The organism is Pseudomonas sp. W22_MBD1_FP4, assembly GCF_052113765.1.
Classification (GTDB): Bacteria; Pseudomonadota; Gammaproteobacteria; order Pseudomonadales; family Pseudomonadaceae; genus Aquipseudomonas; species Aquipseudomonas sivasensis.
Genome location: NZ_JBGQOI010000031.1, coordinates 44,734 through 57,594 on the forward strand (window position 1 = coordinate 44,734; position 12,861 = coordinate 57,594).

Annotated in this window: 7 protein-coding genes; 4 read left to right on the top strand and 3 right to left on the bottom strand. The window is 59.1% G+C overall.

The annotated features are described in order from the left end of the window. Nucleotides 1–18: 18 nt before the first annotated feature. On the bottom strand, nucleotides 19–1,938 hold the full coding sequence (locus ACEN2T_RS27685; protein ID WP_122764927.1) for an ATP-binding cassette domain-containing protein: 1,920 nt from the start codon (nucleotides 1,936–1,938) through the stop codon (nucleotides 19–21). 213 nt (nucleotides 1,939–2,151) lie between these two features. On the opposite strand from ACEN2T_RS27685, the gene ACEN2T_RS27690 reads away from it, so the two are divergent. Beyond that, nucleotides 2,152–4,080 carry a transglycosylase SLT domain-containing protein gene (locus ACEN2T_RS27690; protein WP_032888785.1) on the top strand — a complete coding sequence of 643 codons (1,929 nt, stop codon included), beginning with the start codon at nucleotides 2,152–2,154 and terminating at the stop codon, nucleotides 4,078–4,080. Nucleotides 4,081–4,289: 209 nt separating this feature from the next. Further along, nucleotides 4,290–8,186 (top strand): hypothetical protein, encoded by a 3,897-nt coding sequence (locus tag ACEN2T_RS27695; protein ID WP_442117869.1) that lies wholly within the window; start codon nucleotides 4,290–4,292, stop codon nucleotides 8,184–8,186. Between the two features lie 22 nt (nucleotides 8,187–8,208). On the opposite strand, the gene ACEN2T_RS27700 is transcribed toward ACEN2T_RS27695, so the two are convergent. Continuing rightward, complete coding sequence (locus ACEN2T_RS27700; protein WP_442117870.1) at nucleotides 8,209–9,975, bottom strand: ABC transporter ATP-binding protein/permease; 1,767 nt, start codon at nucleotides 9,973–9,975, stop codon at nucleotides 8,209–8,211. A gap of 243 nt (nucleotides 9,976–10,218) precedes the next feature. Here ACEN2T_RS27700 and ACEN2T_RS27705 point away from each other — a divergent pair, with 243 nt between their 5' ends. Next, nucleotides 10,219–10,392, top strand: coding sequence for a PA1571 family protein (locus ACEN2T_RS27705; RefSeq protein ID WP_032888780.1), 174 nt, complete (start codon nucleotides 10,219–10,221; stop codon nucleotides 10,390–10,392). A gap of 53 nt (nucleotides 10,393–10,445) precedes the next feature. On the opposite strand, the gene pdxB is transcribed toward ACEN2T_RS27705, so the two are convergent. Further along, on the bottom strand, nucleotides 10,446–11,588 hold the full coding sequence (pdxB, locus tag ACEN2T_RS27710; RefSeq protein ID WP_122755747.1) for a 4-phosphoerythronate dehydrogenase PdxB: 1,143 nt from the start codon (nucleotides 11,586–11,588) through the stop codon (nucleotides 10,446–10,448). 256 nt (nucleotides 11,589–11,844) lie between these two features. Here pdxB and ACEN2T_RS27715 point away from each other — a divergent pair. After that, nucleotides 11,845–12,861, top strand: a 1,017-nt coding sequence (locus tag ACEN2T_RS27715; protein ID WP_442117871.1) for an MATE family efflux transporter, incomplete at its 3' end; no start/stop codon positions are given.

Below are 12,861 nucleotides of genomic sequence, written 5' to 3' on the forward strand. Positions count from 1 at the left end.
TTACTGACCTCAAGTCACTCAGGCATCTAACTCTGCCCAACGCTCCATCAGCACTTCCAGCTCCTGGTTCAACTTCTCCAGAGAAGCGATGACCTTGGCAGTTTCCGCCGCCGGACGCAGATAAAAACCCGCATCAGCCATGTCGGCTTCTACCGCAGCAATTTGCTGTTCCTTGGCGTCGATATCACCCGGCAAGGCTTCCAGCTCGCGCTGCAACTTGTAGCTGAGCTTCTTCTTGGCCGTCGGCGCAGCCTCGGGTGCAGGGGCAGCAGTGGCAACAGGCGTGACCACCGCCGAGTTCAAGTCGGCCTTGCCGGACTTACTCTCGGTCACGCCCAACAGGCGCGGTGAACCGCCCTGGCGCAGCCAGTCCTGATAGCCACCGACGTATTCGCGCACCTTGCCTTCACCTTCGAAGACCAGGGTGCTGGTGACCACGTTATCGAGGAATGCCCGGTCGTGGCTGACCATCAGCACAGTGCCGTTGAAGGTCAATAAGACCTCTTCCAGCAGTTCAAGGGTTTCTACGTCGAGGTCGTTGGTCGGTTCGTCGAGCACCAGCAAGTTGGCAGGTTTGCTGAACAGTTTGGCCAACAGCAAGCGTGCGCGCTCACCACCGGACAAGGCCTTGACCGGCGTCCGTGCGCGCTGCGGGCTGAACAGGAAGTCGCCCAGGTAGCTCAGCACGTGGCGGCTCTGGCCGTCGATGTCGATAAAGTCGCGGCCTTCAGCCACGTTGTCGATCACGGTTTTTTCCAGGTCCAACTGATGGCGTAACTGGTCGAAGTAAGCCACGTCGATGCGTGTGCCCTCCTCCACGGTGCCGCTGGTAGGTTTCAGACCATTGAGCATCAGCTTGAGCAAGGTAGTCTTGCCGGTACCGTTGGCGCCCAGCAGACCAATACGGTCGCCACGCTGCAGGACCATGGAGAAGTCCTTGATCAGGAACGGACCGTCCGGGTGATGGAAGCTGACGTTTTCCAGCACCATCACTTGTTTACCCGACTTGTCGGCGGTATCGAGCTGGATATTGGCCTTGCCGGTGCGCTCACGACGCTCGCTACGCTCAACACGCAGGGCTTTGAGGGCGCGCACGCGGCCTTCGTTACGGGTGCGGCGCGCCTTGATGCCCTGGCGGATCCAGACTTCTTCCTGGGCCAGCTTTTTGTCGAACAGCGCGTTGGCAGTTTCTTCAGCCGCCAGCGTCGCTTCTTTGTGCACCAGGAAGCTGGCGTAGTCGCCGTTCCAGTCGATCAAGCCGCCGCGATCCAGTTCAAGGATGCGCGTGGCCAGGTTTTGCAGGAAAGAACGGTCGTGCGTGATGAACAGCACGGCGCCCTGGAAATCCTTGAGGGCTTCTTCAAGCCAGGCGATGGCGCCGATGTCCAGGTGGTTCGTTGGTTCGTCGAGCAGCAACAGATCCGGCTCGGACACCAGGGCCTGGGCCAGCAGCACGCGGCGACGCCAGCCGCCGGACAACTCGGCGAGGGTCTTGTCGGCCGGCAGTTGCAGGCGGCTCAGGGTGCTGTCCACCAGTTGCTGCAGGCGCCAGCCATCACGTGCTTCGAGGTCCTGCTGAACGTGCATCAGCTTGTTCAGGTCTTCCTCGGTGACGCAGTTCTGCGCCAGGTGATGGTATTGCGCAAGCAACTCGCCCACACCGTCCAGGCCTTCGGCAACCACGTCGAACACTGTCCGTCCGTCGGCCACCGGCAATTCTTGCGGCAATTCGCCAATCTTGAGGCCCGGGGCGCGCCAAACAGAGCCGTCATCGGGCTTTTGGTCGCCTTTTACCAGCTTCATCATGCTGGACTTGCCGGTGCCGTTGCGGCCGATGATGCACACCCGCTCACCACGGGCGATCTGCCAGGACACCTTGTCCAACAACGGCATAGCGCCGAAAGCAAGGGACACATCGCTGAATTTGAGCAGGGTCATACGCTTCTCCAAAAACTGGGCGCGCATTCTACCTGAGTTGAGGGTGGGATGCGGCCAGCATTTTCAAGGCCGACACGTTCTGTAGGACATTTCCCGTAAACCTGAACGAACCGGCCAGCAAAGCTTTCGCCGGTCGCTGGCAAAAGGCTAAGCTAGGGGCAATCAGCGTCGGCAGTGCCGGCGCTAGTCGTGATTTCTCTGCACGGACGTCTCATGCGCAGTCGCCTTTTCAACTTTTTATCTTGTCTGCTTCTTTCCGCCACCGCCGTTCAATCCGCCCAGGCCGTGGACCTCACCACCCAACGTCAATATTACGATGAAGCCAAGCGCGCTCTGGCCAAGGGCGATACCGGCCCGTACATGCAATACAGCCAGGCCCTGGCCGATTATCCGCTTACACCGTACCTGGCCTACGACGAACTGACTGCGCGCCTGAAAACCGCGAGCAACCAGGAAATCGAGCAGTTCCTGGCCAAAAACGGCGACCTGCCCCAGGCGAACTGGATGAAACTGCGCTGGTTGCGCTGGCTGTCCGAGCGTGGCGACTGGCAAACCTTTGAAAAGTACTACGACCCCAAACTCAATTTCGTCGAACTGGACTGCCTGCACGGCCAATACCAGCTCACCCACAACCTCAAGGCCGAAGGCTACAAGACCGCCGAAAAGCTGTGGATGACCGGCAAATCCCAACCCGCCGCCTGTGATGCCACCTTTGGCCAGTGGGCCGCCGACGGCCAACTCACCGAACAGAAAATCTGGGACCGCACCAAACTCGCCGCCGAAGCGCGCAACTACGCGCTGGCCAACAGCCTGGTAAAAACCCTGCCAACCCTCGGCGCCCAAGGTCGCCTGATGGTGGACGTGGCGCAAAAGCCCGACATGCTAAGCGATCCATCGCGCTTCCAGCCGGCCACCGAGGCTATGTCGGATGCCGTAGGCCTGGGCCTGCGCCGCCTGGCGCGCCAGGACCCGGACAAAGCCATGGCCCTGCTCGACGGTTACGCCAGCAGCATGCACTTCTCCCGTGACGAAAAAGTGGCAATCGCCCGTGAAATCGGCCTGACCCTGGCCAAGCGTTTCGACCCACGTGCCCTTGAGGTGATGACCAAATACGACCCGGAACTGCGCGACAACACCGTCTCCGAATGGCGCCTGCGCCTGCTGTTGCGCCTGGCGCGCTGGGAAGATGCCTACCAGTTGACGCGCAAACTCCCACAAGACTTGGCCACCTCCAACCGCTGGCGCTACTGGCAGGCGCGCAGCCTTGAACTGGCTGAGCCGAAGAACCCGCAAGCATTGGTGCTCTACAAGAACCTTTCGCGGGAACGGGACTTCTACGGTTTCCTCGCCGCCGACCGCTCCAAGGCTCCGTACCAGTTGAACAACAAGCCGCTGGTGATGAGTCAGGCGCTGGTCAATAAAGTGCGTAACACACCCGGCGTGCGTCGCGCTCTGGAGTTCTACGCCCGTGGCCAGATCGTGGATGGCCGCCGCGAGTGGTACCACGTCAGCCGTCATTTCAACCGTGATGAGATGGTCGCCCAGGCCAAGCTGGCGTACGACATGAAGTGGTACTTCCCGGCGATCCGCACCATTAGCCAGGCCCAGTACTGGGACGACCTGGATATCCGCTTCCCAATGGCCCACCGCGACACCTTGGTGCGTGAAGCCAAGGTGCGGGGCCTGCATTCGAGCTGGGTATTCGCCATTACCCGCCAGGAAAGCGCCTTCATGGACGACGCCCGCTCCGGCGTAGGCGCCAGCGGCCTGATGCAACTGATGCCCGGCACCGCCAAGGAAACCGCGCGCAAATTCAGCATCCCGCTGGCTTCCCCGGCCCAGGTCCTGGACCCGGACAAAAACATCCAGCTCGGCGCCGCCTACCTGAGCCAGGTGCACAGCCAATTCAACGGCAACCGCGTGCTCGCTTCCGCCGCGTACAACGCCGGCCCCGGCCGCGTGCGCCAGTGGCTGCGCGGAGCGGATCACTTGAGTTTCGATGTATGGGTGGAAAGCATCCCATTCGACGAAACCCGTCAGTATGTGCAAAACGTGTTGTCTTATTCGGTGATCTACGGGCAAAAACTCAACTCACCACAGCCGCTTGTGGATTGGCATGAGCGCTATTTTGATGACCAGTAAGGTCTGAAGCCACTCTGAAAATGCCCGCATCGAAAGATGCGGGCATTTTCATTTCCACGGCTGAAAATATTCTGATCGCCCGGGGAAATACACATACAGAAAAAACATGATGGAACGCGAAAAGTCTGATGTTCACTCAGCCCACGAGCTCAGTCGATAAATCATCTCTGAGTGACTGACTTCAAAATGGCCTAGAGAGAAACTCAGACATGACACTCACGTCCATCAGCAGCCGCTTAAACACTCAGCCCGCGACCAACATCATCACCCCCCCGCCACTCTTCGAGATCAAGAGTGAAAAGCCGCACACGCCTGATCAAGATGCCGGCAAAACGCCGCAAGCCAAGGCCGATCAGGAATTGGCCGTGCTCTTTGCCGCCGTATCAGCCAGATCGGCGAAAACCGGCCCATCGTACGATGGCATCGAGAGCGTTGAGGGTATCCCGCCAAGTTCGACCTTCGGCCAGTGGTGGACGCACCTGCATACGCTGCTCAAGCATCCCCAATTCGTCGAATGGGCAACGCAAAGGCACATTAATCTTTCCAAACCCTTAATGATCAGTCTGCGTGACGAGATCACCTTCACCATGACTGATGGGCGCCGGGAGGTGTTCAGGGCAACGGATGAAAACCCGCTCTGGCCGGTCGTTGTGGCGCCGATTCTTCGCGCCGCCAACGTTGTGGCGGCGGGCAACAGCCCCCTTCGTCTGTCCGCATCGGACTCCACATCTGCGCCCTTTGAAGTGGTGGCGAATTTTCACGGTGAATCGGTACCCCTCACGACGTCACGGACAGCAGAGCTGCAGCAGACCCAGACATTCACCAAAAACGCCGCCAACGCGGTTCCGAACAAGGTCGAGGATGGGCCGGCCAATACGGGCAAGCTCAATACAGAGCGGACCGCCCTTGGCGACTTGGTGGACACGCGCGCGCTCTGCGAAAAGCTCAAGGGCCTTGTGCGCTATGGTACCGAGGGGATTGAGGAGCGGTTAAAGAACACAACGATAGAGGTGCACCCGCACTCGTCATTCGGCCAACGCCCCGAAGCCGGCCCTGGACGCACCGTGACACTTGAGCAATTTATCCTGGCAAATAACTGGCGGTTGCCCAGTACGCTTGAAGCACTGGAGAACATGATCAGCACGCTCAATGCCCCGCCATTGCAGGCACCACGCCTAGGCAGCCTGGGTGGGGCGATCTCGTGGCCGGCCCCGCTGGGCGACCACGACCAAAAGAGCGTTTACAGTCATTTTCACTACAACCTGCAACTACCGGCGTTGGTGAAGGAAAGAACGGAGCCCCAAAACCCACGGGGAGTTTTGGGTTATCTCACAAGCCACCTGCACATTTCCCAAAACGAATTGCGCGACCCACTTAAAGTCATCGAAAAAATCATCAACACACCAAAAGCCATCGAACTCGAAGCCGCCTTGCACCAAAAGATGGGGGATGGCTGGAAGACCAGCTCTAGCCATGACTGGCTGTTGACTGCCATCGCTACCACTCTGGACCCAGAAAGCATGTTTGGCCCGCAACTCAATCATCTCGCGGGTTTCAATCTGGCCGACGGACGTTTCATGGGGCAGCCCCTTGCAACTATCAAGCAGGCGTTCATTGACCACCTGATAAAACTGAACAGAGCCTCGCCGGACATGGCGCCCATTGCTGCACAAATGCTGCTTTCGCGTACAGCGCCGGATTTATTGGTCAAAAACGTTCCTGCCAGCATTACGTTGGGATCGGCGGCGTGGGTGAGTTTCAAAGCGGCGGTGACGCGGATCGAGGCCTATAGCCCTGGTGCCACGATGCAGATGACGTTTGCGCAAGTGTGTGCCAGAGATGCCCTGGACCCGATTTCGCAAGAGGGGCAGGCCATTCAGCAAGTCACATCGCGAGCGGCGCTTATTGAGTGGGGCAAGATCAACGGCGAACTCGTGCCCCGCGATGACGGGAACTATCCTCAGGCTGACATTGATCGGGTCCAGCGCGCGCTCGCTGACAAAACTTCAACGTTGCAACAAGCCGTCGAGCAACTTGCCACTAAGGTGCCGACCCAACGCGATGTGGCGCTACAGCAACTCAAGCAACAATTCGGCGAGGGGCTTCCCTACGAACTTAAATGCTTTCGCGATAATAGCCCCCGCGGCAGAGGCCACGGAGACCTTGCTAGCTCCACGCAGCCAAAATATTCGCTACTGGACTTTTATCTTTCAAAACCCGAAGTCAATCCGTTTTCTAATTGGGTATCCGATAACAACACGATTGCCCCCAGCATGATTGCCCGTCTTGCTCACTTGCCAGACGCAAAATCCCTCCATAAGCAAGCCTTTGTCGACTACACGGAAGGCACCAAAAAAGCACAGGCGAGCGTGATAAAAAACCAGCTTGCGAAACTTCCTCTGGAAGATCGCAAGAATCTTGAGTTTGGCAGCATTCGTATATTCATAGAGGGTCAGGTCAGCCGTTATGAAAGCAACCTCCCAGGTTTCACAATTAATGACGAAGATAAAGTACCCAGCCAGCCGAAAGAGCAAAAGGCACTGATCTTCCAGACCGAGCGCGACGGGAACCTGGAGTTTTATGAAATATCAGCACAAAAAGGCCAAATAAATAAACGTGACGATCTGAAGACAAACTTTAAGGAAGGCCCCCAAGGAGATTGGGTCAAGGTGCCCAGCCATCAAGGTTCAAAATGGACAAATACGGCGATCCATGAAGTCAAACCAAGCGCCTCCCAAGATGCAGTACAACAACGGGCCCGGCAATTGCCAGTGACCATCCCTGCCTCGTTCAGCAGCGCGCGCAGTGCCTATATCAGTAATACGGTAGTCAATTACTCCAACCCGGAATCAAACTTTGAGCAACTACTGGAACTGACTAAAAGCATCACAACATTCGATGAAGAGGCCAATAAGGAAAAAGCCCTGTTTAACATAATTGTAGGGCTAATACCTGGGGCGTCTGCCGTTAAAAACCTGATCAATGGAGACCCCTTGGCGGCACTGGGAGATCTGTTGTTTGACGGAGTGATGTACTTGACCGGCTCGGCCCTGGGCAGAGGCGCGAGTGCCGTTGGCGGTCCCAGAGGCGCGACCCGGGTGGCCATGGCGAGCAGCCGAATAGGTCGCGGCGTGCTGGGTAAGGCCTCGGGCGCGCCGGCCAGCAGTGCCCGGCTGGCCGCAGGCACGAAACCCCTTAATGCACGGCAACTGTCGCAGAGCACGATGGATCACGCTCAACTGCGTGCGTTTGCCGAACGAGCCGACATAGCGGAAGGCACTTATCGCGCCCCCGGTGCACTCGAACCCAGCCGAGTAACCGCCCAACTGGATAACAAAACCGGTCACTGGCTGCACTATGACGTGAATAAAAACACAGCTTACGGGAAGAAACTGGATAACTTCTCACCCGACAATCATCGGCCAATTTCAGCCGCAACAGGCAGTCAACCTGCAACTTCACCTGTGTCTTTCGAAAAAAGTCTGGCCTATGACAACGTCATACAAATGAAAGGCACGATGAAAGACCTCAAACTTGTGGCCAATGAAATGCATGTGTTCGTCGACACCTATAAAGGTGTTGATCGCCTGAATATTGTCGCCCACGGTCTTGAGCGCAGCCGACTGGACAGATTTTTGAACCGTGGAAGCAGCATCGTTATCGACAATACCGCGTACTCGGCCAAAGACTTGGTCGCTTTGTTGAACACGAAAGGCGTCGACCCCAGCGCCTTTAACAATGTGCGGCTATTGGTTTGCTACTCTGGCGAGGGTGGCAGTCGCGCCTTCGGCAGCTTGCTGCAAAAGGAGATCAACCGGCCGGTGAAGGCGTTCGAGGGCTCGGTTTCAATGCAACACGGCTCTACGTCATTGACGGCCGCGCGAGACGACCTGATTGCGCGGATCAACGAGATCAGCCCCGGCATCTCTGCTAAAAACGCCGAGCGGCTGGCAGATATGAACATGTATCAGGCCTTTGTAGGGAAAGTCACCCAGCACGTTGTCAAGACTCACGGTACCAAGATAAAGATGAACGTGGCGCTTCTGGGCGAGCCCAAACACTATGTGGACACTAGGGTTTGGTACAAACCTGTCTACTTCCGTTAGCACTGGCGCCAGGCATAGCAGGTCATTGCGCTTGCGCACCACTACTGAACTGCAATGCCGCCAACCGCGCATACAACGGGTTGCTCGCAATCAGCTGCTGATGCGTGCCCACCGCAACCAGTTTGCCTTGGTCCATTACCGCAATGCGGTCGGCGTTCTTCACCGTCGCCAGGCGGTGGGCAATCACCAGCGTAGTACGGCCCTGCATCAATTGCGGCAGTGCCTGCTGGATCAAGTGTTCACTTTGCGCATCCAGAGCGCTGGTGGCTTCGTCCAGCAGCAGGATTGGCGCGTCCACCAGCAACGCGCGGACGATGGCCAAGCGCTGGCGCTGGCCACCAGAGAGGCCCAGCCCGCGATCACCGAGGTGGGTCTGGTAGCCGTCGGGCATTTGCAAGATGAAGTCGTGAGCATGGGCGATGCGTGCAGCGGCTTCGACTTGCTCGCGGGTAGCTGAGGGATTGCCGTAGCGGATGTTTTCTTCGACGCTGCCGAAAAACAACGCAGGGCTCTGGGACACCAGGGCAAAGTGGCGGCGCAGGTCCAGGGGGTCGAGGTCGGTCAGCGGATGGCCTTCGAGCAGGATTCGGCCATGCTGCGGATCGTAGAAACGCAGCAGCAGGTCGAAGATCGTCGACTTACCCGCGCCGGACGGGCCGACGAGTGCCAGGGTTTCACCGGGGTTGATGGTCAGGTTCAACCCGTCGATAGCGTAGCTGTCAGGTCGCGAGGGATAGGAAAAGCGCAGATCTTGCAGCTCCATACGGCCACTGACCCGCTCGGGCAATTTCACGGTATCGGTTGCCGGAGCCTGGATTTCATTAGTCGACTGTAACAGCTCACCAATCCGCTCAGCTGCACCGGCTGCACGCTGCAGCTCACCGAGCACTTCGCTCAGGGTGCCGACCGCGCTGCCGACGATCAGGCTGTAAAACACGAACGCCGCCAGTTCGCCGCCGGAAATGCGCCCACTGATCACGTCCATGCCGCCGACCCACAACATCACACCCACGGCACCGAGCACCAGCATGATCACCAGCGTGATCAGCCAGGCGCGCTGGGCGATGCGTTTGCGCGCGGTGGCAAAGGCTTCTTCCACGGTCACGGCAAAGCGCTGCTCGTCCTGAACCTGGTGGTTATAGGCCTGCACGGTCTTGATCTGGCCAAGGGTTTCGGACACATAACTGCCCACATCGGCAATGCGGTCCTGGCTCAGGCGCGACAGGCTACGCACGCGGCGCCCGAAAATCAGGATCGGCGCCAGCACCAGCGGCAATGCAACCACCACGATGCTGGTGAGCTTGGGGTTGGTGACGAACAGCAACACGATGCCGCCAATGACCATCAAGGCATTGCGCAGGAACAGTGACAGCGACGAGCCGATCACCGATTGCAGCAAGGTAGTGTCGGTGGTCAGCCGCGACTGGATTTCCGAACTGCGGTTGTTCTCATAGAAGCCGGGATGCAGGTAGATGAGGTGGTTGAACACCTGCCGACGAATATCCGCCACCACTCGCTCGCCAATCCAGGAGACCAAGTAAAACCGCGCAAAAGTACCCACCGCCAAGCCAAGCACCAGGATCATGAACAGGCCGATGGACTGGTTGAGTAGGTGTGGCGATTGGGTCATGAAGCCCTGGTCCACCAGCAGGCGAATGCCTTGGCCCATGGACAAGGTAATCCCGGCGGTAACGATCAGCGCCAGCAAAGCACCCAGCGCCTGCCAGCGGTATGGCGCGATAAAACGGCTGGCCAGGCGAATCGCGCGGCGTTGACGGGTCGAGAACATAGGGGCATCACCGATGAGGAACCTGTACCCAACATTGGGGGAACTTGGGCAAATAACAATGAGTCAGGTTAATTATGCCCGCCGATACTCATCCCTAGAGGCTATCGGTCTAATTCCCGGCTGGAAATCGGCCGCCGTTTCTGGTGGACTGAGTATTCGAACCGGTGGTCGTGCAGGGAGTTGTAACAGCGCGGTCACGCGGGGGTTTTAAAGTAGGTATACAACCTGATGAGGAGACAGGCCATGACCTTGCAAAACAGCAGCGATGCCAAAATTGAAGTGATCCGCCAACCCCAGCAGTTGCCTTGCTCCGTCATCGACGCCCAAGGCCATGAGGTGCAGATCACCGAAGAAATGATCCAGCAAGCGTGCCGCGAACTGGAAGAAAAACTGGTCAAGCCTGCCCAGCAAGGCTGAAGCGCCCAAGCTCTTTCAGACCCGGCCTCGATGGCCGGGTTTTTTATGGGCGCTTAAACAGCTACCGCGCCCAGTGCGGACACGATCTTCGACAACGCCGCCGACTCCCCATTGATGCGCACGCTCAAGCCATCAATCTCGCGACGCTCGGGATAGTGCTTGCGCAGCAGGTCGAACGCCTTGCGCTGCTCTTGCACAGTTCCAACCAGGCTCCGACGGAAATCCGCATCATCCCGGCGCGGGTCGTACACGCTGCGGCACAAGGTCGCCAGCGCCCAGGCCGGGTCGGTCGAGGCATTCAAGTGCACTTCAGCCAACCACAGCGCAGGCAACAGCTCACTCAAGTGAATGCTCGGTTCCTGACCCAGGTACGCGCAAAACGCCTGGTAGATCTGCGCCGTGCCGCGCTGGCGGCCTTCCAGGCTGTAACCGGCGATATGCGGTGTGGCCAGCACGCATAGGTCGGCCAGGTCCACATCCACTTCGGGCTCGCCTTCCCACACATCCAACACCGCTTGCAGGTCTTCGCGTTCCAACAGCACCTCGCGCAGGGCGGCGTTGTCCACTACCGGGCCACGGCTGGCGTTGATCAGCCAAGTGCCGGGTTTGAGTTGTTCGAGGCGCTGACGGTCGAATAAATGCCAGGTAGAGCCATTGCCGGACTTGGTCAAAGGCGTGTGCAGGCTGATCACGTCACACTGCTCGATGATCTGCGCCAGGCTCACATAGTCGCCCCCTTCGGCGATCTGCCGCGGCGGGTCGCACACCAGGACATTCCAGCCCAGGCCTTTGAGCACCTTGACCAACCGCCCGCCCACTTCACCGGCGCCGACAATGCCATAGGTGCGTTGGTTGAGGTCGGCGCCTTCAATCTCGGCGAGGGTCTGCAGGCTGCCCAGCACGTAGTCCACCACGCCACGCGCATTGCAGCCGGGCGCGCTGGACCATTGGATGCCGGTCTGCTTGAAGTAGTCGAGGTCCAAGTGATCGGTGCCGATGGTGCAGGTGCCGACAAAACGCACCTTTGAGCCCTCCAGCAACGCGCGATTGACGTTAGTCACCGAGCGCACTAGCAGTACGTCAGCCTGCTCGACCGTGGCGCGATCAAGGGAACGGCCGGGCACCCGGCGAATCTCGCCAAATCCTTGGAAGAAGGCATCGAGCAGAGGGATATTTTCGTCGGCAACAATCAGCATGGCAGGCTCCTTTGGCGGATCAGCAGTGTACAGGGATGCGATCTGCAATGTGGGAGGGGGCTTGCCCCCGAATAGCCGTGTGTCAGCGACTATCCAGTGACTGACACTCTGCAATCGGGGGCAAGCCCCGTCCCACCAGGGATATGCGGTGCCCTGGGAGGTCGCTTACAAATCCCTAACACAGGTTTTTTCCTGACCATGGCGTCAAGGCGTAGAATCCGCCGTCCTTGCGCTATTTTCTATTGGACACCCGCACGTGAACACTGCCGCCACCCCCCTCACCCGCCCCGCCCGTATCAGTCGGGAAGTGCGCGACCTGCTGACGCTCGCTCTGCCAATCATGATCGGCCAACTGGCTACCACCGCCATGAGTTTTGTCGACGCGGTGATGGCCGGACGTGTCAGCCCCCAGGATCTGGCGGCAGTGGGGTTGGGCAACTCGATCTGGATCCCGGTGTACTTGCTGATGAGCGGCACGCTGCTGGCCACCACACCAAAAGTCGCTCAGCGCTACGGTGCCGGCAAATTCAGCGAAATCGGACCGCTGGTGCGCCAGGCCTTGTGGCTGGCGGTGGTCGTGGGGATCCTCGGAGGATTGCTGCTGCTGTGCGCCGAACCGATCCTGCATGCCATGAAGGTCGAGCCTGACCTGATCGTGCCGTCCATGGGCTACCTGCACGGCATCGCTGCGGGGATGCCAGCGATTGCGCTGTATTACGTGCTGCGCTGTTTCAGCGATGGCCTGGGCCGTACGCGACCGAGCATGGTCATGGGCCTGGTCGGCCTGGCGCTGAATATTCCGCTGAACTACATCTTCATTTACGGCCACTTTGGCGTGCCGGCCATGGGCGGCGTGGGCTGTGGCTGGGCCACCGCCATTGCGATGTGGGTGATGATGCTCGGCCTGGCCGTCTGGACGCGCTGGGGCCCGGCCTATCAGAGCAGTGAATTGTTCAAACGCTTTGACTGGCCGCAATGGACCGTGATCAAGCGTGTATTGGGGATTGGTCTGCCGATTGGCGTCGCGATCTTTGCCGAGTCGAGCATTTTTGCAGTGATCGCCCTGTTGCTCGGCAGCCTCGGCGCCACGGTGGTGTCCGGGCATCAGATTGCACTGAACGTCAGCTCCCTGGTGTTCATGATCCCCTACTCCCTGAGCATGGCCGTCACCGTGCGCGTCGGTCAGGCCCTGGGGCGTGGGGGGGGGGGGGGGGGGGGGGGGGGGGGGGGGGGGGGGGGGGGGGGGGGGGGGGGGGGGGGGGGGGGGGGGGGG